At 48.3% G+C, this 19,576-nt stretch carries 18 protein-coding genes and 1 pseudogene; 6 read left to right on the top strand and 13 right to left on the bottom strand.

The features are described 5' to 3' along the window. Nucleotides 1-392 precede the first annotated feature (392 nt). Entirely contained in the window at nt 393-1,463 is a 1,071-nt protein-coding gene (locus tag KME11_22440) for an AAA family ATPase (protein ID MBW4517969.1), read from the top strand. After that, nucleotides 1,447-2,196: a hypothetical protein gene (locus KME11_22435; GenBank protein MBW4517968.1), complete on the top strand. Its 750-nt coding sequence runs from the start codon at nt 1,447-1,449 to the stop codon at nt 2,194-2,196. Before KME11_22440 ends, KME11_22435 begins: the two co-directional genes overlap by 17 nt. A 461-nt stretch (nt 2,197-2,657) precedes the next feature. On the opposite strand, the gene KME11_22430 is transcribed toward KME11_22435, so the two are convergent. Both KME11_22430 and bchI read right to left on the bottom strand, forming a co-directional pair. Further along, complete coding sequence (locus KME11_22430) at nt 2,658-3,308, bottom strand: Uma2 family endonuclease (GenBank protein MBW4517967.1); 651 nt, start codon at nt 3,306-3,308, stop codon at nt 2,658-2,660. Between the two features lie 11 nt (nt 3,309-3,319). Beyond that, nucleotides 3,320-4,423: a magnesium chelatase ATPase subunit I gene (bchI, locus tag KME11_22425; protein MBW4517966.1), complete on the bottom strand. Its 1,104-nt coding sequence runs from the start codon at nt 4,421-4,423 to the stop codon at nt 3,320-3,322. 119 nt (nt 4,424-4,542) lie between these two features. Here bchI and dapB point away from each other — a divergent pair, with 119 nt between their 5' ends. Continuing rightward, nucleotides 4,543-5,364 (top strand): 4-hydroxy-tetrahydrodipicolinate reductase, encoded by an 822-nt coding sequence (gene dapB / locus KME11_22420; protein MBW4517965.1) that lies wholly within the window; start codon nt 4,543-4,545, stop codon nt 5,362-5,364. Nucleotides 5,365-5,424: 60 nt separating this feature from the next. Here dapB and KME11_22415 read toward each other — a convergent pair whose 3' ends face one another. Continuing rightward, entirely contained in the window at nt 5,425-5,814 is a 390-nt protein-coding gene (locus KME11_22415) for a RidA family protein (GenBank protein ID MBW4517964.1), read from the bottom strand. A gap of 168 nt (nt 5,815-5,982) precedes the next feature. Here KME11_22415 and clpB point away from each other — a divergent pair, with 168 nt between their 5' ends. Then, the gene (gene clpB / locus KME11_22410; GenBank protein ID MBW4517963.1) at nt 5,983-8,607 is read left to right on the top strand and encodes an ATP-dependent chaperone ClpB; all 2,625 of its coding nucleotides are present in this window, start codon (nt 5,983-5,985) and stop codon (nt 8,605-8,607) included. Between the two features lie 56 nt (nt 8,608-8,663). On the opposite strand, the gene KME11_22405 is transcribed toward clpB, so the two are convergent. From KME11_22405 to KME11_22360, 10 genes and pseudogenes are all read right to left on the bottom strand, one after another. After that, nucleotides 8,664-9,956, bottom strand: coding sequence for an ATP-binding protein (locus KME11_22405; GenBank protein MBW4517962.1), 1,293 nt, complete (start codon nt 9,954-9,956; stop codon nt 8,664-8,666). Then, a complete protein-coding gene (locus tag KME11_22400; GenBank protein ID MBW4517961.1) occupies nt 9,956-11,140 on the bottom strand; it encodes an ATP-binding protein in 1,185 nt (394 codons plus the stop codon). Before KME11_22400 ends, KME11_22405 begins: the two co-directional genes overlap by 1 nt. Nucleotides 11,141-11,181: 41 nt before the next feature. After that, nucleotides 11,182-11,979: a hypothetical protein gene (locus tag KME11_22395; protein ID MBW4517960.1), complete on the bottom strand. Its 798-nt coding sequence runs from the start codon at nt 11,977-11,979 to the stop codon at nt 11,182-11,184. 85 nt (nt 11,980-12,064) lie between these two features. After that, nucleotides 12,065-12,317, bottom strand: a pseudogene (locus tag KME11_22390) (DUF4351 domain-containing protein). Nucleotides 12,318-12,359: 42 nt separating this feature from the next. Next, complete coding sequence (locus KME11_22385; GenBank protein MBW4517959.1) at nt 12,360-12,713, bottom strand: hypothetical protein; 354 nt, start codon at nt 12,711-12,713, stop codon at nt 12,360-12,362. A 48-nt stretch (nt 12,714-12,761) separates the two neighbouring features. Then, the gene (locus KME11_22380) at nt 12,762-12,980 is read right to left on the bottom strand and encodes a type II toxin-antitoxin system HicA family toxin (GenBank protein MBW4517958.1); all 219 of its coding nucleotides are present in this window, start codon (nt 12,978-12,980) and stop codon (nt 12,762-12,764) included. Continuing rightward, nucleotides 12,980-13,231 carry a type II toxin-antitoxin system HicB family antitoxin gene (locus tag KME11_22375; GenBank protein ID MBW4517957.1) on the bottom strand — a complete coding sequence of 84 codons (252 nt, stop codon included), beginning with the start codon at nt 13,229-13,231 and terminating at the stop codon, nt 12,980-12,982. The genes KME11_22380 and KME11_22375 overlap by 1 nt, the downstream gene beginning before the upstream one ends. A 139-nt stretch (nt 13,232-13,370) precedes the next feature. Continuing rightward, a complete protein-coding gene (locus tag KME11_22370) occupies nt 13,371-14,345 on the bottom strand; it encodes a formylglycine-generating enzyme family protein (GenBank protein ID MBW4517956.1) in 975 nt (324 codons plus the stop codon). Between the two features lie 419 nt (nt 14,346-14,764). Continuing rightward, complete coding sequence (locus tag KME11_22365) at nt 14,765-15,103, bottom strand: DUF5615 family PIN-like protein (protein ID MBW4517955.1); 339 nt, start codon at nt 15,101-15,103, stop codon at nt 14,765-14,767. Continuing rightward, nucleotides 15,087-15,338: a DUF433 domain-containing protein gene (locus tag KME11_22360; GenBank protein MBW4517954.1), complete on the bottom strand. Its 252-nt coding sequence runs from the start codon at nt 15,336-15,338 to the stop codon at nt 15,087-15,089. Before KME11_22360 ends, KME11_22365 begins: the two co-directional genes overlap by 17 nt. Nucleotides 15,339-15,602: 264 nt before the next feature. Between KME11_22360 and carB the strand changes: the two genes are divergently transcribed. Further along, entirely contained in the window at nt 15,603-18,884 is a 3,282-nt protein-coding gene (gene carB, locus KME11_22355; GenBank protein MBW4517953.1) for a carbamoyl-phosphate synthase large subunit, read from the top strand. 85 nt (nt 18,885-18,969) lie between these two features. Then, nucleotides 18,970-19,443 (top strand): hypothetical protein, encoded by a 474-nt coding sequence (locus tag KME11_22350; protein ID MBW4517952.1) that lies wholly within the window; start codon nt 18,970-18,972, stop codon nt 19,441-19,443. The last annotated feature ends 133 nt before the right edge of the window (nt 19,444-19,576 follow it).

The raw sequence follows: 19,576 nt of genomic DNA, 5'->3' as shown, positions 1-19,576 counted from the left end.
TAGTCAGATTGCTGGGATATGCTTTACTCATATTGCTTTCTCGGTGCTGCGTGCTTTCTATTCGCAGCTTACACTGAGAGAGCTTTTTTACCGACTAGCTGACTTTTCAAACATCCTCTTAGGCTATCCGAAAAGTATATCTACAGTTATCTAGTTGCTCGCCTGATTTAGTAAGAATAATAGGTAGGAAATTTTCTAAAAAGAAGTTAGCCTGATTCTGTTGAAACTGTCGATGTAGTTCTAGGTTGACAATTAAAGACTAAGCTCATTTAGGCGTAATGCCTCAGTTTGAAAGCTTCAAGCTATACTCGAGGCTACAAGGTTGAGATTACCTTGCCTTTCAAGTTCCGAGCAATCAGCGATCGCACCATTTAATAAGAAGGCTTAGTGCAATGGTTCAAAAAATTGCCTTATTTAACCACAAGGGCGGAGTCAGCAAAACTACAACTACATTCAATCTGGGCTGGATGCTTGCATCGAAAGGAAAAAGAGTCATTCTTGTGGACAGCGACCCGCAATGCAACCTCACAGGCATGGCTTTGGGAGAAGAAACTGAGGATGACGAGGCAAGAATTCAAGAAATCTATAACACAACTTCAAACATAAAGACAGGGTTGGCTCCCGCCTTTGAGGCCCAGCCAAGAGCAATCGAAGCTGTCGATTGTATTCCAATACAAGGTCGGGACGGTTTATTCCTACTGCCTGGTCATGTTGGCTTCGCTGAGTACGAAGTTACATTGGGTATTGCTCAAGAGTTAAGCGGTTCAATCCAAGCTCTTAAGAATTTGCCAGGTTCTATTAATGATTTGCTTGAAAAAACGGCAGCTAAGTTTAATGCAGACTATGTTTTGATTGACATGAGTCCTAGCTTAGGTTCAATTAACCAGAATATACTGATGATCAGTAACTTCTTCTTAGTGCCGACTACTGCTGACTTTTTCTCTGTAATGGCGATCGATTCCTTGGCTAAAGTGCTGCCAAGATGGTACGCATGGGCTAAGTCAGCAAGTTCACTCCAAATTCTGAGAGAGGCTAATTATCCCTTTCCTGACGTTAATCTACGTTTCTTAGGAACGATTGTTCAAAACTATCGTATTATCCGAGGTAAAGAGACTGCTGCGTTTCAAACCTGGATCAAAAAGATTGAGCAGGCTGTCTCTGACAGACTGGTTCCAATTCTGAGTCAGAACCATATGATGTTACCCAGTCAGATTTATAGAGATCAGGGAATTCAAAGCAGCTTTTCTCTTGCAAAAATCTCAAACTTCAATAGTTTGATTGCTCTATCCCAAGAACATCGAACTCCAGTTTATGAGCTAACCTCTCAACAGTTGGGTCAAAGAGGAATTGTCTTAGAGAACAACCAGCAGAAGCAGAAAGAGTTTAGACAAACTTTTTCTGATTTGGCAGACAAAATTATTGCATTAAGTTTTGAAATTTCTGCGTATGCAGTCAGCGCTTGACCAATTCCACATTAGCATCGGTCGAGTCCGAGACCTAATTGCACTTCATAATTCTGTTAAAGCTCAAGCCACTGGCGCACTTGACGTGTCAGATATGTTGAGAGCCGCGCTGGTTCTCGCTGTAAGTGCATTGGATTATTATATACATGAAGTTGTGACTTTGGGAATGCTAGAAATCCACCGAGGACAACGTGCTGAACCAATACCTTCAGCAAACGCAACTCAATCAGCGTTCGCACGCTTTCAAGTGTCATTAGGCGGTGCACGTCAAGATCGGCTAACAGTAATTGATATTCATTCTTGGCTTGAAAGTGAAATTCAACAAGCTCAAGGTTACGCGTTTCTCCAGCAATCCCACACGGTTTCAGCTTTGATCCCTACAATATCGAACAGTATCGCGAATAGGCTAAATAATATATCCTGGTTAGAGGGTGAGATCCGAGAGCGTCTGGGATATCAGAGCTTTCAGCAGGCAGATAAAATTGCTGAGGCAATCAGATACATCTCAGATAAAATATTGTGGAATGCGGTAGCTATCCAGATGACTAAGCCTGCAAAAGATATTAAGCAGCAACTAAATTCGATCGTTGATCGGAGAAATAAAATTGCTCATGAAGCTGACATAGATCCAACTTTTAATATCGGAAGCCGATGGAGCATTGATGATGTGCTTGTTGGTGATGCAGTTGACTTTATTGAGATACTCGTCGAAAGCATCCATCAAGTGCTATAGGCGTGCATCTCATGAGATGGGTGACAACAGCGTAACGTATTAATTATCTCAGTTACTTTGTAAAATGCAATCGAGATTAAAAAACTTGTTACCTTCTTAGCAAATGTTACGGTGATCAATTAGGAGAGAAAAATGAGTATGTCCGTCATTGACTAAGTAGTTGAGCAACTAAGAGCTATGCCGCAATCTTTGTAATGGCAAGTTTTAGAGTTTGCACGGACTTTGATAGATTCTAAGATCAAGGAGTTTCTGGTCAACAGCTATTACGGCCCGCAGGTGCAATTCCACTAGATGATCTGCAACTGATGCAAGAGACGATCGCGCAGGGCTGCGAACAGGTTGCTCTTAATGAGTGATAGCCATTTACTGGATACCAATGTCATCTGAGTGAGAAACAGAGTATTGCTAGGGGCGATCGCGGTGGCTAAAATTTTGGAGAAAATATCGTAGAGAAAACTGCCTCAGCAACGGATCAGACGTTCCCGAACCCATTGCCGAAACGATCGCTGCACAGCACTCATCACCTCAGTTTGACCGCGCTGAATAAATTTGGGAAGGTATTCTAATAACGGTAAATTTGGAAAGTTTGGACTAACTTGAGATTCTATATAGCGCCCATTCTGCAACACAAAAAACTTTAGGATGCCGTTGTCATAGCACCAGACCTCTGGCACTTTTAGAGCTTCGTAGGCACTAATTTGGGTTTTAGAGGTCAAATCAATTTCGATCGCCAGATCAGGCGGCGGATCGATCGCTAAATCCAACCGAGTTTTTCCCACCATCTGTTGACAAGTTTGAATGTAAAAACAATCATCTGGTTCAATTCCAGCCGCCATCAACTGCTGTTTTAAGGTGGTAGAACCTAACGAGAGCCACTCTATTTCTAGTTCGTTAAGCAGAGCTTTGACAAAATCGCCTAAAAAAACTTTAGCGGTTTCATGTTCGGGCAGAGGAGCCATAATTTCTAGAGTGCCGTCATAATAAGCGATTTGGGTCGATCGCCCTTCTCCCAACTCTGCCGAAATTGCTTCAAACTCCGACCAGCTAACTCTTTCCAACTGCACACGTTGTCCTGGTGCGATCCGTATTTGATTGAGTTGGAGATGTACCATAATTGACTCTACTAACGAATTGCCACAGGCTGCCCCGCTCCATTTTGATCTGCCGACTCAACAACCCCAAACACCTGATTGAAGACTTTTCCAACTTTATACCCAGAATCAATTGACTCTAGGGGATCTTTCCGGAGACGGTGACGCAACGCCATGACCATGACACGCTGAACATCGTTAACGGTCACTTCTGTGCGTCCTTCTAGTGCTGCCAGCGCTTTGGCTGTGCGATTAGTCACAATGTCACCCCGTAGCCCATCCACATCTAACTCGGAGCAAGCTTGAGATATTTTAATCTTCAAATCGCGATCGATGTTGACCGACTTTAGTAAAGTCTGCGCATTGATCAGAGTTTGTTGAAGCGCTTCTTGCTGGGGGCGGTGCTTCTCTAAAAACGTTTCTGGATCTTGGTCAAAGTCCGATCGCTGCTCGACAATTTCGACTCGCAGAGTTGGATCTTTAACGGTGCGGATCTCGGCGTGTAGCCCAAAGCGATCGAGCAGTTGAGGGCGCAGTTCACCTTCTTCGGGGTTGCCTGAGCCGACTAACACAAACCGCGCCGGGTGACGAATCGAAATGCCTTCCCGCTCCACTGTATTCCAGCCCGAAGCTGCTGAATCGAGCAGGACATCGACCAGGTGATCATCTAGCAAGTTGACTTCATCGACGTAGAGAATGCCCCGATTCGCCTGTGCCAAAAGTCCAGGTTCAAAGGCTTTTACGCCTTCAGATAGGGCTTTTTCAATATCAATAGTGCCGCAAACCCGATCCTCGGTTGCACCTAAAGGCAGATCAATCATCGGCACTTTTTTCTGTGCCACTTGGGGCGTTTGTCCGGCTTCGATCTGTTCTTTAACAAAGTCGCTCATCAGCCCTGCATCGTTGGGATGACTGTTGAAGGGGTCGCCTGCGACAACGTCAATTTCGGGTAGCACGTCTGCTAATGCCCGAATAGTGGTGGATTTGCCAGTGCCGCGATCGCCCATAATCATGACACCGCCGATTTTGGGGTCAATAACGTTTAGTAACAGCGCTAGTTTCATTTCCTCTTGACCGACAATGGCAGTGAAGGGAAACACGCGACGGGGGGAGAGTTTGGTGGCAGTAGGACTCACAATATACCTGAATACTGACGGTTGACGACTGTTTCACATTGTGACACAGAGAGGGATGCAGAGCTAACTTACGGAGCTAACTTACAATATCCATTAGTTGCTTAGAAGGGTTCTCAATTATGTCAAGTCCAATCCCAGTCGTGGTCAATGGTGCAGGGGGCAAAATGGGGCGCGAGGTGGTTAAAGCGATCGTCGCTGCCGAAGATTTAACCCTGGTTGGAGCAGTCGATCGCAGCCCCGAACTGCAAGGGCTGGACGTGGGCATAGTGGCGGGCTGTGGCGAACTAGAGATCCCCATTCTGGCAGACCTGCAAGCCACTTTGGTGATGGCAACCCAGGAGAAGCAGCTTGCTGTGATGGTGGACTTTACCCATCCTGACTCGGTGTACAACAATGTGCGGGCAGCGATCGCCTATGGAGTGCGCCCCGTTGTGGGCACCACCGGACTCAGCCCCGACCAAATTCAAGATTTAGCAGACTTTGCCGATAAAGCCAGCACGGGTTGCCTTATTGTTCCTAATTTCTCTATCGGTATGGTATTGCTTCAACAGGCGGCTGTCCGCGCCTCTCAATACTTCGATTATGTGGAAATTATTGAACTACACCACAACCAAAAAGCCGATGCTCCCAGCGGTACTGCCATTCAAACTGCTCAGCTTTTAGAAGAATTCGGCAAGCCCTTCAATCCGCCTCAAGTCAAAGAAACCGAAAAGATACCAGGAGCAAGAGGCTCCCAAACCGAATCAGGTATTCGGATTCATAGTGTTCGCTTGCCCGGACTCATTGCCCATGAGGAAGTGATTTTTGGTGCGCCTGGAGAAATTTATACACTGCGGCATGATACGACCGATCGCGCCAGCTTTATGCCAGGAGTATTGCTGTCTATTCGCAAAGTCATTACCCTCAAATCTCTGGTTTACGGTCTAGAGAAAATTCTGTGAAGACTAATTTCTTTGAAAAAACCATCCAGCCTTTGCTCAACGTAAAGGCTGAATCCCCGTTCATAGCTGAGTCACACAGTCCGCCTCAAGTTCTACTAGCCAGTCTTCTTTAATAAACCTCGATACTTCCACAAAGGTGCAAGCCGGACGAATCTCTCCAAACACCTCACCGTGCGCTTTTGCCGCTTCTTCCCAGCACGAAATATCAGTCATCATGATGCGGGTGCGAATGACATCTTCAATCCGACCATCTGCTGCCTCGATCGCCGTTTGAATAATTTCAAGACAGCGTTTTGTTTGCTCATACACGTCTCCTGGAAACGCCGTAGAACCGTCAGCAGCTACGGGTGCGGTTCCGGCAACCGCAATGATATTACCAATACAAACTGCTCTTGAAAAACCAATAGGCTTCTCGAAGGGAGAACCCGAAGACACATTTTTTCTGTTCATAGAATTTCTTAGCGTGTTTAGAAATCTTAAGCGATAGACGGCAACACCGACTGCTTTAAGGGCGGTATTCCTACCTTAGCGATCGCTCTCCTAGTTCATACAATTAAGGAAATAAAAGGGAGCTGAGTTCTCTGAGGTTCCCACTCGTAACCTTAAACTTCCTAATCTATGCAACCTACTGATCCTAATAAATTTACTGAAAAAGCCTGGGAAGCGATCGCCCGGACTCCTGAAATTGCCAAACAGTCGCAGCATCAGCAACTAGAGTCTGAACATTTGATGTTGGCGCTGTTGGAGCAAGATGGGCTTGCCGCCAATATTTTTAATAAGTTGGGCGTTAATTCGCAGCAGGTACGCCACTATACCGAAGAATACATCCGTAAACAACCGAAGGTATCGGGCGCGGGTGGAGCCGTGTACTTGGGGCGATCGCTGGATGTCTTAACCGATCGCGCTGAGAAAATTCGGCTAGAATTTGGCGACGATTATATTTCTATCGAACATCTACTTTTGGCTTATCCCAAAGATGAACGATTTGGGCGAGGATTATTTCAAGAATTCAAACTAGACGAACGCAAGCTGAAAATAGCGGTTGACCAAATTAGAGGGACGCAGAAAGTGACCGATCAAAATCCAGAAGGAAAATACGAATCTTTAACCAAATATGGTCGAGATTTGACAGAATATGCCCGTCAAGGCAAACTCGATCCTGTGATTGGGCGAGATGACGAAATTCGGCGAACCATTCAAATTTTGTCGCGTCGGACTAAAAACAATCCCGTTTTAATTGGTGAACCCGGTGTGGGTAAAACGGCGATCGCGGAAGGATTAGCACAGCGTATCCTCAGTGGCGACGTTCCCGAATCACTAAAAGACCGTAAGCTAATTTCGTTAGATATGGGCGCACTGATTGCCGGAGCCAAGTACCGAGGCGAATTTGAAGATCGACTCAAAGCGGTTCTCAAAGAAGTCACTGATTCTCAAGGCAATATTATTCTGTTCATTGACGAAATTCACACCGTTGTTGGAGCGGGTGCAACCCAGGGCGCAATGGATGCTGGGAACCTATTGAAGCCGATGCTGGCGCGAGGCGAATTGCGCTGCATTGGGGCGACCACGTTAGATGAATACCGCAAATACATCGAAAAAGACGCAGCTTTAGAGCGCCGCTTCCAGCAGGTATATGTTGATCAACCCAGCGTTGAGGATACGATTTCAATTCTGCGCGGATTGAAAGAGCGCTATGAATTGCACCATGCGGTGAGAATTTCTGATAGTTCGTTAGTGGCAGCAGCTACCTTGTCGAATCGTTATATTAGCGATCGATTTTTACCCGACAAAGCGATCGATTTGGTAGACGAAGCCGCGGCAAAAATGAAGATGGAAATCACATCCAAACCCGACGCTTTGGATGAGGTCGATCGCAAAATTTTACAGCTTGAAATGGAGCGGCTTTCATTGAAAAAAGAAAGCGATTTAGCCTCTAAAGATCGCCTAGAGCGGATTGAGAAAGAACTGGCAGATCTCAAAGAAGAGCAACGGACGCTCAGCACTCAATGGCACGCCGAGAAGGACATCATTAATCAGGTACAGGCGATCAAAGAAGAGATCGATCGCGTCAACTTAGAAATTCAGCAGGCAGAACGTGACTATGACTTGAATAAAGCCGCCGAGTTGAAGTACGGCAAATCTACCGACCTCCAGCGCAAGCTGCAAGAGGCAGAAGTGAAGATGACCCAAACCCAAACCAATGGTAAATCTTTACTGCGGGAAGAAGTCTCGGAATCCGACATTGCCGAAATTATTTCTAAATGGACAGGCATTCCCATTAGTAAGCTCGTGGCTTCAGAAATGGATAAGTTGCTGCAACTCGAAGATGAACTTCATCAGCGGGTAGTCGGACAAGATGAAGCCGTGACTGCTGTAGCTGATGCAATTCAGCGATCGCGCGCCGGACTTTCTGATCCGAACCGCCCGATCGCCAGTTTCATTTTCTTAGGGCCTACCGGAGTTGGTAAAACGGAATTGGCAAAAGCTCTTGCCGCTTATTTATTCGATACCGAGGAAGCCATGGTGCGAATCGATATGTCAGAGTACATGGAAAAACATACCGTGTCTCGACTGATTGGCGCACCTCCAGGCTACGTGGGCTATGAGGAGGGTGGACAGCTTACCGAGGCTATCCGTCGTCGTCCCTATTCCGTCATTTTGTTCGACGAAATTGAGAAGGCGCATTCTGATGTATTTAACGTCATGTTGCAGATTTTAGATGATGGTCGTGTTACCGATTCGCAAGGTCGCACCGTAGACTTTAAGAACTCGATTATTATCATGACGAGTAACATCGGTTCGCAATACATTTTGGATCTAGCGGGGGATGATACTCAGCACGAAGAAATGCGATCGCGCGTCATGCTTGCCATGCGTGAAAACTTCCGTCCGGAGTTTCTGAATCGGATTGATGAGGTGATCATCTTCCACAGCTTACAAAAATCGGAACTGCGACGTATTATCAAACTGCAAGTAGAACGGTTAGCAGAACGGTTGAGCGATCGCAAAATGTCACTTCGTCTTTCAGATTCTGCTCTTGATTTCCTAGCAGAAGTCGGGTATGACCCCGTGTATGGTGCTCGTCCGCTCAAGCGTGCTATTCAACGTGAGCTAGAAACCCAGATCGCTAAAGCAATTCTGCGGAGCGAGTTTGTCAATGGCGACACGATTTTTGTAGATGTCGAAAACGAACGATTAGCGTTTAAGCGCTTGCCTTCGGAAGTATTGACAACCCAAGGGTAAGGGCGATCGGGTGGAGTCTTAAACAGGATTTCACCCCATCTCCTTAAACAATTTCCTTAAACATCTGCGGCATCTTCGATCGCAAAAAAACCTTCCTCTTCCTGTACCGAAGCTTCGACCAAATCCGTTACTCCTAGCTCAATCGTTTCGTTATACAGGTAGGCAATATCCAGTGCTTCTAGGGTGGCACGAATGTGAGTACGGATGGGTTGACTACCCACAGTTTTCACCAGCTTTGATGCATTCATTTGAGCGTTCCATCCATAGGCAGTGCCGTGCAGTTTCACCAGTTGATCTAGTAACTTCACCAGGTTTGCTGTTTCTAGAGGGCGAATGGTGGGGCAGTAAGGACTCACAGCAGTTTCAAAGAACTCTTGCATCGTCAAGGCGGCTTCGGCACCAAACTTTTCGGCGGCGAGTTGGGGAATTTGGGTGCGATCGTTTTTGGCGCTGAGAGTAGTGGTGCCGCTGTACCATACGTCATTGCGGAGGCTGGATGCCACTACGCCAAAGGTGTAGATAGGGTAGGGATTTTGGCAGAATTGCTCTTGGTCGCCGTCGCCCTGAATGGATCGGGTTGACCAATTCAACAACCAGTTAAGGTTGCGATAGGCTTGCAGCCGACCAACTTTGCCCAATCGCCCCACTAACTCGACTTCATCGAGCAGCAGCACCCAGCCTTTGTAGCCACAGAGGGCGATCGCATCTGCCATCACGCCAAAGTAGGCGCTGCCGTGCTGGGTATTACGAAAGTTGGTATCAAACTTGGGAAAGGTTTCGCCCCGACAATTGCGATGAATGCGCTTAAGTTCTGGACTAGTTAAGCGAGTTCCCATTAAGTCGCCCATTAGCAGGTCTTGCTCTTCGCCCGTGGTCAAAAAGTAGTCTTCCAACACAATGCTAGGCAGCGGATGGCTGTAGCGATCGGGCTGGGGAATAGGGCTATTGAGCAAGTCGCCCGCTTTTTTAGAATTCAGCCCCTTGGTTAGCCCGGTCAACTTAGAGTCAGGTGTCCGAATTACCGAAGCAACTCGTCCATAGAAATTCATTAAGTGATGGCAAGAGACTTCCCGGCTCAGAGAGACACGGCTGACGGCAAAGCCCATATCCAGAGCAACATGCTCTACGGTGGTCAGGGCATGGGTTTTACCCTGACCATAGGGGCCCCAGGCAAGTCTGCCCTTGGGTCGTTTGCCTTGGACAAATTGGGTCAGGTCTTGGCGAATTACATCGGTGAGAGATGCCCGTAAATCAGGTAGTTCGCGGGTAGACATGCGAGTAGGAATCCCTGCCCGCAGGGATTCTATAATGGCGATCGCCTTCCTACGGTTTGCGTCGTACCGTTCCATCAGCCTTCCTCCAATGCCATCAGCGTGGTGGCAATCACTTTGGCGCGAAGCTGACTATGCTCATACAATTCGGGCACAGGGCGATCGGGATGAAGCGGCAACCCAGCTTCCTGAAACAGTTGCCCCAGGCGAGTCTGCACCTGATCGGCAAAGCTGTGTCCCTGCGTTACCAAATGAATATCAGTATCGACAATATCGGCAAGGGGATTGAATTGGTCGATCGCCAGTAGCCCACTTTGTAAGCGCATCCATAGCGCCTCGTAGCTCTTAAAGCCCCGGCGATCGTCTTCAATCATTTCCCGTCGTCCTGCCAGAAGCAACAAAAAATGATCCAGTAGTTCGCCATCATCAATAATTTGCCGGAACAGTTCGCAGGTGTCTTTGATCGCGTTAGCGGTGTAGCGATAGCGGCGAGTTTCGGCACTACGCTCAGTCATGACTTCCAAATCATCGATCGCCACCACAAGCCCGGTCATCCCTGCCATGTGCAACAAGCGAATCAAAGAGTTAAGCCAGTAGCGAGCATTCGTTTTTTGCAGCCGTTCAAATAACAAAGTTGATTGCTTCTGATGGCGCTCTAGTTTCTCTCCTGCCAGCCACTTAAGCGCCACCCGAACGCTTTCCTCATTACCTATAATTAACCGATTGCTAATGACACTGTAGGCAAACGCCCGAAAAGACGCGCCAAAATCAGCATCCCGCAGTGTTAAACCAATCGTTCGTTTGATTTCATGCACTGCCAAATCGCGGGTCAAGCCCTGGTCTTCAATCAATAGCGACAGCATGGCATCGTCATCGTCGTATTGCCCGTAGCCCAGCTTTTTTGCCACTTGGTGGCAGAGTCCGCTGACCAGTTTTTCGGTGTCTAGCTGTTTGACGATCGCCCGATATAACCCTGGCAAGTCATTGAGGCGATATTCCAATGCTGTCAGGTAAACCGTTTGGTAGCCCAAGGCTTGGGCATCTTGCAAGGCGCATTGCAACAGATGGGTTTTGCCTGTCCCTGCACCACCCACCAACACTTTTACTTTGCTGCCGCCATCGGCAATATAGTTCGCCAGGTAATGATCTCGCAGCCGATTCAGCCAGCGATCGCGCCCCAGGGTCATTTCCATCAGCAGGTCGGGATGGGGCGGTGGTTCGCCTGAAAGCAGGGCTTCAATATCTAACTCATCAATTCGCATCAGGGTTAATCTAATCCATCAGTTATCTAGTCCATCATTATCTAGTCCATCAAATGAATCGCCAACGTACTGACCCGACTCTCTTGCCCCTGGCTATTCACCAACACAAAGCTACTTGCTGGGTTTCGGGAAGGCTCCAAGTCAAACTGATATTGATCATACTGAATTTGGGATTGTTCTTTTAGCCGTGCCAGATCAAAGACAAACAGCGCTTCGGGATAGTCTTGCTTAGCGGCTTGCTTTAAGGTCAGCAGACGATAAATGTCTTTTAGCAAAATAGAATGTCCCCAAGCGACGCTGTCTTGCTTCAGCGTCAGGGTGTTCAGCAGTTCGTAAGCGCTTAATAGTTCTTTGCAAAAACGGGTTGCGTCAAACTTACTCTCAATCACTTTGCGGTATTGCCCTGCCACCCAAGTGCCCAACTGTTCAGGGGCGAAAGCTTTGGTCTGTTGCGATCGCCTCCCCACGCTCAGTCGCACATAGCCTTGTTCCCGATTAAAAGTTAGTTTGAAGGGTGGAAATTCATAGTTTGGAAATTCACCCCGCACCGGAATTCCTACTGTTTTTAAGACCTCTTCAATGGCAGCCGCGTAATCATTAGATTGGACAAATTTTTGGTCAACTTCAATTGCATCGCGCAGAATTGTTTCCTGTTCTTGCCAGCGATCGCTCAACTTGTCTAGCTCATCAGTCAAGCCTTCTAGAGATTGGGCTGAGGTTTTGAAATCCCATTCTTTGAGTGAACGCTTGGCGATCGTCCAGCCCTTATTCAATCGCTTCAGGGCAGTATCGATTTCGCTAATGGCAGATTTTTCTAGTGCGTCGTCGAAAGGTTCCATAGCTGAGAGCGATCGGGAAAATTGAGTCTTCCAATCCTACCTCAGATTGAGGATGCGGATGCAAGATTTTGGTTCAGTCCTGGTTTCAACTGACTTGCCCTAACCAATCTACTAAGTCCGCTAAACCAGTAAAGTCCAGCAAAGCTTCTCCGAGTTCTTCCAACTGAGCGAGGGGCAACGCCTCAACCTGGGGCCTCAACCTGGGACTGTAGGTCTTTGGGTAACGCGCCGACTCGTCGGGTCAGTAGCCGCACGACCAACGACCGTTCTCCCTCTTGGCGACCCGCTTGGTGACCGCGCTCAAACCCAATTTCTTCGACACTGGTGATGTATGGCATTCGGCGTTCCTCTTCGTAAGCCTGCAATTCAGCCCAAAACGATCACGCCAATTCTTCTGGCAATATCATAACCCAGTCGATGAACTTGAACAGGTTCACTACGTCCCGATGGCTGTAGCCTCGTTCGTAGAGTCGTCGGATCAATTGAAACTTCGAGTCTTTGCGACTTTGAGGGTCTTTCTGGGTTTCTTGGGCTTTGAGATGTGCCATTACAACTACTGCAAATGGATTTTGGCTTTGTTCTAGCTCGTCCCAGCGCTGGCGATAATCGAGCAGTTTGATGCTGTCGAACTCGAACGATAGGCGGGTGCCGGGATAGTCAAATTCGTAGCGGTTGGGTCGCCATTGGGCATTGCCATCACACAAAATTGCCAGACTGATGGCGGGATGACGCAACAGATTGAAGATTCTCAGGTTGTAGATTAGTTTATGGCTTCATGAAGACTACAGGTCTTCCCATTCTTCACGGCTCACCCCTGCCTCGCTCAATACCTTCAGCAGCAACCCTTTACTGATATCTCCCTGGTGAGGATTGGGAATATAAACCTTATTTTCCTCGCGCACCATGTATTGATGTCGTTTACTGGAATAAGGACCGACGAACCCTAAACGTTTGAGATTTTTGATCAGGTCTCTCCGGCTAATGGAGCCAAATGTTGGCATTACGCCACCTCTTCCGGTTCCATGCTGAAGTTCAGGTCAATGCCATCAATTACAGGAATTTCATGCTCTAAGCGGAATCCTAAGATAATCCACTCTTCTAACACTTCTCGCAGAAGACTTTCACATTCTTCGCGGGTTTCGGCGTTGGATAGTGCGCCTTTGCAGGGAGGAATGTGACCATAGTGAGTTCCATCTTCTAAAATTTCGTATTCTGCTTTTGCCATCGCAGCTTGAATGTACTCTGTCAACATCTGTTGTGCCTCATCACTTCTAGTAATCCTAACGGAAATCGACCTACAGTTTGGTGCAAAAAATCGATCCGCCAGAGGCAAAACTAGGAGGGCAAAGAAACAAGAGCCAAGGGAACAAGGGCACAAGTGCAAAGGGATACTAAATCCTGGGTACAGAACAGACAATGCGAAAACCTCCGTTAAAGGGGCGAGTTCCCGCATCACCACAGTAGCGAGAGGCGGAGCGACAATTCCAACTACCGTCGAGCCAAGAGCCGCCCCGCAGCACTCGGTTTGTATCCTCTTTCTTGCTCAACCAGGCACTTCCATCCATCGGCGCACCTTTTTTGTAGTTTTTATGCCAGCGATCTTCACACCATTCCCAAACATTGCCATGCATATCATGTAAGCCAAAGGCATTTGCAGGAAAGCTACCGACAGAAATCGTTTCTTCTCGACAAGTTCCTCTAAGGCCCTGACCATAGGTATGATTGCCGTCATAGTTTGCCAAATCGGTGGTAATCGTCTCACCAAAATGAAAAGGCGTAGTGGTTCCGGCACGGCAAGCGTACTCCCATTCGGCTTCGCTGGGTAGGCGGTAGAGGTTTCCTGTTTTTTGGGAGAGTTGTTGACAGAAGGCGATCGCTTTTTTCCAAGAAACATTTTCAGCCGGACGCTTCTCTCCCCTGAAGTGAGAAGGATTAATGCCCATAATGGCTTGATATTGGGCTTGGGTGACGGCAAACTTGCCCATGTAAAAGGGGGCAATGGTCACAGAATGCTGGGGACTTTCATCATCACCCCGTTCCGCTTCGCTATCCGGCGAACCCATCACAAAAGTCCCTCCTGGAATCGCCACCATATCCAGCATCACACCATTACCCAAATCCTCTGCAAAGAACTGAGCCGATTGAGTTTGCTGCTGAACAATCTTTCCCTTTTTGTTGAGGGTTATCACTTCAAAACTAAACGTCTTAACCGTAGAAGTGTTTGTTTGCTCTGGGATTGAGGCTCTCCCAATAAGAGAATTTTGGGGCAGCGTTGAGTTTTGTTGACGTACTCTGGTTCCTGTAATTCCCCAGAGCAAAGACCCAAATGGATCTAACTCTTGCTGTCGAAAATCCACATAAGTCATATTCTTCAACAACAGCGGTAGCTGCGGCTTCTCTGGCGCATTCTCCAACAAAACTGGAATCACAGGCGTACCCTGCTCCACAAACTCTCGCAAAAACGCCGAAATCTCTCGCCGCTGCCAGGGGCCCACGCCTTTCTCGCCCACAAACACAGCCACAGTTTTAATGACCGCAATGTCTTGCTGCAAAATTTCCAGCCAATCTTGCCCTGGTATTAGCTGCTCTTCATCGAGCCAGGGCGTGAGGTTTTGGGCACGCAGTTGGCGGGCAATGTTTCTAATAAAGCGCTTGTCTTCGCTGTTGTGGCAAAGAAATACATCAAACTGGGTAGGACGAGTCATTGGAGAATGAGCAGGGCAATTTCTCCTAGATTATGGCACCTCAGAAATGAAAAGCTTTATGAGGCTGGAAAAGGCTTTATCTATCCACTGTCATTGATTAGAGTGATGGAACCCGGCATTAAAGAAGGTAGGACGTTGCAAGCGTGAGTGAGCAATGGTAATAAACAATCTGGACGAGTACTCTTTGCGGCTAGAACGATGACTCGGAAAGGGCGATCGCGCAAACTTTGCTGATAAGGTAAATTCTGATCGGCGGTGATAAAGACATCAAAGCGGTGAGCTTCAGTCAGTGCCAAGAGTTCTTGATCCTTAACGCCTCTCCAGCCCATATCTTCTACGTTTTGTACTGAATGCGCAGCCTCTAAGAGAAGCTTCTTCAGTTTCTTGCTCAAAAGATTCTTGTCAAGCAGAATGAGCACCTGCACTGCGCTCCTGTTCAATCATCTTTTTTGCAATGATTTCCAAAACCTTTAGCGACTGAGCTTTTAGATACGGAAAATCCTCTAGAAATTCCGCCAAGCCCTCTTCTCCTTCTAAGTAGTCAAAGAACGTTTGCAGAGGAATCCGCGTGCCTACAAAAACAGGCGCTCCGCTCATCGTTTCTGGATCGGAGTGAATGATGTGGCGGCGACGTAAGATATCTTCAACTTCCATGGCAATGTAGCCTATTTGGTGCGATCGTAACAGATAGCTGAATCTGTGGCGATCGCTCAATCTAGGTACAGAAATAATCAGCGTATTTCCTTCGCAAAAGTTGCGCGATCCCTTGTAAGTTTCTTGAAGAGAGCGTCTTTTAGCTCGTCGGCAAGCCCAAATACATGACCAATCCTGAAAAGTTGCAGCAATGAATTCAGTCTGAGGTAAAGAATACCCTTAGAATAGTTGGGATTTTATCCACACGACTCTAGCGATACTCCTATGCCCCGCCGCACTGATCTCCACAAAATCCTGCTGATTGGTTCTGGTCCCATTGTCATTGGACAAGCCTGCGAGTTTGACTACTCTGGAACCCAAGCCTGCAAAGCCCTGCGCGAAGAAGGCTATGAGGTGGTGTTGGTTAATTCCAACCCCGCAACGATCATGACTGACTCTGAAACCGCCGATCGCACCTACATTGAGCCGCTGACTCCGGAGATACTGGAGAAGGTCATTGAGGTGGAGCGCCCGGATGCGTTGCTGCCGACGATGGGCGGACAGACGGCGCTGAACCTGGCGGTGACACTGGCGAAGACAGGGGTGCTGGAAAAGTATGGCGTTGAGTTGATTGGCGCTAAATTACCCGCGATCGAGATGGCAGAAGACCGGAAGCTGTTTAAAGAAGCGATGATTCGGATTGGTGTGGGCGTTTGTCCGTCTGGGCTGGCTGAGACGATGGCAGAAGCAAAGGCGATCGGCATTGAAATTGGCTCTTACCCGTTGATTATTCGTCCGGCGTTTACTATGGGCGGTACGGGTGGCGGCATTGCCTACAACCAGGAGGAGTTTGAAGAGATTTCGCAGTCGGGGTTAGATGCCAGCCCGGTTTCTCAGATTTTGATTGAGAAGTCGCTGTTGGGCTGGAAGGAATATGAGCTAGAAGTCATGCGCGATTTGGCGGATAACGTGGTGATTATTTGCTCGATCGAGAACCTTGACCCGATGGGCATTCATACCGGAGATTCAATTACCGTAGCTCCGGCGCAGACGTTGACGGATAAGGAGTATCAACGGCTGCGGGATGCGTCGATTAAGATTATTCGAGAAATTGGGGTGGAGACGGGGGGTTCTAATATTCAGTTTGCGGTGAATCCGGTGACGGGTGAAGTGGTAGTGATTGAGATGAATCCGCGCGTGTCTCGGAGTTCTGCCCTGGCTTCTAAGGCAACGGGCTTCCCGATCGCCAAGTTTGCAGCAAAGCTGGCAGTGGGCTATACGCTGGACGAAATTCCTAATGACATTACTCAAAAAACCCCAGCAAGCTTTGAACCCACGATCGATTATGTGGTGACGAAAATTCCTCGGTTTGCCTTTGAGAAGTTTCCGGGTTCTAGCCCGGTGCTGACAACGCAAATGAAGTCGGTGGGCGAGGCAATGGCGATCGGGCGGACGTTCCAAGAATCGTTCCAAAAGGCGGTGCGATCGCTGGAAGTGGGACGCGCCGGGTGGGGCTGCGATCGGGCTGAGAAGTTGCCTAGCCTAGAACAGATCCGCGCGGGGTTACGAACGCCGAATCCTGAGCGAATTTTTACGGTGCGCCATGCGTTTCAAATGGGCATGACGGTGGAAGAGGTGTTTGACCTGACCTCGATCGATCCTTGGTTTTTGGATAAGTTGCAATCTCTGTTAGACACCGAGAAATTTCTGAAGCGATCGCAGCTTAAGAGCCTGACGCGGGAACAACTCTACGCCGTCAAGCAGGAAGGGTTTAGCGATCGTCAAATTGCCTTTGCTACCAAAACGACCGAAGACGACGTGCGCACCTATCGCAAGAATCTCGGCATCATTCCGGTCTACAAAACCGTGGATACCTGCGCCGCTGAGTTTGAAGCCTTCACGCCTTATTACTATTCCACCTACGAATCGGAGGTTACGGAACTGGTAGATGGGCAGGAGCCGATGACCAGCACCGAGTCGGAAGTGTTGCCTTCCACCCGCCGCAAAGTGATGATTTTGGGCGGTGGTCCAAACCGAATTGGGCAGGGAATTGAGTTCGATTACTGCTGCTGTCATGCCTCCTATGCGCTGCGGGCAAACGACTTTGAGACAATTATGGTCAACTCCAACCCTGAGACGGTTTCGACCGACTACGATACCAGCGATCGCCTCTACTTTGAGCCGCTCACGAAAGAAGATGTCCTCAATATTCTGGAAGCCGAAAATCCTGAAGGCGTGATTATTCAATTTGGCGGACAAACGCCGTTGAAACTTGCTGTTCCGCTTCAGCAATATTTAAGCGGTACGCCTGAAGTCTCGACTAAAATTTGGGGCACCTCACCAGAGTCGATCGATGCAGCGGAAGATCGAGAGAAGTTTGAGAAAATTCTGCGGGAGTTAGATATTCGGCAACCCGCTAACGGTCTGGCTCGCAGCTTTGAAGAAGCTCTGCGAGTGGCGCAACGAATTGACTATCCCGTTGTTGTTCGTCCTAGCTATGTTTTAGGTGGACGAGCAATGGAAATTGTCTATTCCGATGCAGATTTAGAGCGGTATATGTCCTATGCGGTTTTGGTTGAACCCGACCATCCCATTTTGATTGATAAGTTCTTGGAAAATGCGATCGAAGTCGATGTGGATGCGATCGCCGATCAAGGTGGAAACGTGGTCATCGGCGGCATTATGGAACACATTGAGCAAGCCGGAATTCACTCTGGCGATTCAGCTTGCTCCATTCCCACAGTCACGCTCTCAGAACCCGTGCTAGACGTGATTCGTACCTGGACGGTGCAACTGGCAAAAGCTCTTAAAGTCGTAGGGTTGATGAACATTCAGTTTGCGGTGCAGGGCGATCAGGTTTACATCATTGAAGCCAATCCGCGTGCTTCTCGGACGGTGCCGTTTGTCTCGAAGGCGATCGGGGTGCCGTTGGCAAAAATGGCGGTGCGCGTCATGTCGGGCGAAAGCTTAGAATCTTTGGGCTTTACGCAAGAAGTGATTCCTAAACATATCTCGGTTAAAGAAGCCGTCCTGCCCTTCGACAAGTTCCCTGGCACTGACACCATTCTGGGCCCCGAAATGCGATCGACAGGCGAAGTCATGGGCATCGATACCGACTTTGGCACGGCATACGCTAAAGCGGAACTGGCGGCGGCTCAACGCTTGCCTCAGAAAGGCACCGTGTTTGTGTCGATGAACGATCGAGATAAAGTCGCGGCTGTGCCCGTCGTGCGCGATTTCATTGATATGGGTTTGAAAATAGTGGCAACCGAAGGCACACGCAAGGTGCTGTTAGAGCATGGGCTGAAGGTAGATTTAGTGCTGAAGCTACATGAGGGTAGACCTCACGTTTTGGACTGGATTAAAAACGATCAGGTGCAGCTGATTATCAATACGCCTGTGGGAGCAACGGCGCAAATAGACGATCGCCTCATTCGACGATCGGCACTAACCCATAAAATTCCGACTATCACCACGATCGCCGGAGCAAAGGCGGCGGCAGCAGCAGTGCGATCGCTCCAGTCGCAGCCATTGGGAGTGAAGGCGTTGCAGGATTACGAAAATTAGCTGCATTTCAAAAGGGTGGGCAGCGCGATCGCATAAGTCTCTTTGGGCACTCTACCTCTAGTACATCTACTGAGGAAATAATTCCATGCCCAACACTGCCATTAGTGCCACGTTGTCTACCAATAACCGCGAGATCATTATGTCGGCGATCGCCACCATTAAAGTATCGCTGCCATTTTTGATTGATCTGACCAGCGAGGAGCGTAAGGCATTGCCCAAGATGGGCGATAAGAGCCGCGCCTTTGTCAGTAAAGCGTTGGAGGTGGCGACCCAGAACCCCGACTTTTTGCCGCGATCGTTTGACCTAGATGAGATGCGGAAGGATGTGCTGTTGTTTGAGCAATTGTATCCGCTCTTGCTGTCGCTCAATCAGTTGCAGGAGTTATTGGAGGATACGTATATAGCGGTGGGAAGTGAAGCTTATTCTTCGGCGTTGACGGTTTATAAATACGCCAAGGCGAGTGACCAAGGGGCAGGTTTGGAGGGTGTTTTGGAGGATCTGGGGCAGCGATTTATGCAGAAGGCGAAGAAGGAGAAGCCGCAACCTGTGAAAGCTTAGGTTGGCAGTTGCTCATCTTAGTTTGAAGTGAAAACGTCCTTGTTATCAACAAGGGCGTTTTTGTACTTAAGGGGGATAATCATGAATTGAAGGAGGATTGCTTAGGTTGGAGTGAAGATTACCTAGGTTGGAG

The organism is Timaviella obliquedivisa GSE-PSE-MK23-08B (genome assembly GCA_019358855.1).
GTDB classification, from domain to species: domain Bacteria; phylum Cyanobacteriota; class Cyanobacteriia; order Elainellales; family Elainellaceae; genus Timaviella; species Timaviella obliquedivisa.
Note: the sequence above shows the minus strand (reverse complement) of the source record. Positions and strands in the feature narration are given on the sequence as shown.

Excerpts from the sequence above, each read along its gene's own strand:
- KME11_22440 (MBW4517969.1), top strand. The coding sequence starts at position 393 with ATGGTTCAAAAAATTGCCTTATTTAACCACAAGGGCGGAGTCAGCAAA.
- KME11_22435 (MBW4517968.1), top strand. The coding sequence starts at position 1,447 with ATGCAGTCAGCGCTTGACCAATTCCACATTAGCATCGGTCGAGTCCGA.
- KME11_22430 (MBW4517967.1), bottom strand. The coding sequence starts at position 3,308 with ATGGTACATCTCCAACTCAATCAAATACGGATCGCACCAGGACAACGT.
- dapB (MBW4517965.1), top strand. The coding sequence starts at position 4,543 with ATGTCAAGTCCAATCCCAGTCGTGGTCAATGGTGCAGGGGGCAAAATG.
- KME11_22415 (MBW4517964.1), bottom strand. The coding sequence starts at position 5,814 with ATGAACAGAAAAAATGTGTCTTCGGGTTCTCCCTTCGAGAAGCCTATT.
- clpB (MBW4517963.1), top strand. The coding sequence starts at position 5,983 with ATGCAACCTACTGATCCTAATAAATTTACTGAAAAAGCCTGGGAAGCG.
- KME11_22405 (MBW4517962.1), bottom strand. The coding sequence starts at position 9,956 with ATGGAACGGTACGACGCAAACCGTAGGAAGGCGATCGCCATTATAGAA.
- KME11_22400 (MBW4517961.1), bottom strand. The coding sequence starts at position 11,140 with ATGCGAATTGATGAGTTAGATATTGAAGCCCTGCTTTCAGGCGAACCA.
- KME11_22395 (MBW4517960.1), bottom strand. The coding sequence starts at position 11,979 with ATGGAACCTTTCGACGACGCACTAGAAAAATCTGCCATTAGCGAAATC.
- KME11_22380 (MBW4517958.1), bottom strand. The coding sequence starts at position 12,980 with ATGCCAACATTTGGCTCCATTAGCCGGAGAGACCTGATCAAAAATCTC.
- KME11_22375 (MBW4517957.1), bottom strand. The coding sequence starts at position 13,231 with ATGTTGACAGAGTACATTCAAGCTGCGATGGCAAAAGCAGAATACGAA.
- KME11_22370 (MBW4517956.1), bottom strand. The coding sequence starts at position 14,345 with ATGACTTATGTGGATTTTCGACAGCAAGAGTTAGATCCATTTGGGTCT.
- KME11_22360 (MBW4517954.1), bottom strand. The coding sequence starts at position 15,338 with ATGGAAGTTGAAGATATCTTACGTCGCCGCCACATCATTCACTCCGAT.
- carB (MBW4517953.1), top strand. The coding sequence starts at position 15,603 with ATGCCCCGCCGCACTGATCTCCACAAAATCCTGCTGATTGGTTCTGGT.
- KME11_22350 (MBW4517952.1), top strand. The coding sequence starts at position 18,970 with ATGCCCAACACTGCCATTAGTGCCACGTTGTCTACCAATAACCGCGAG.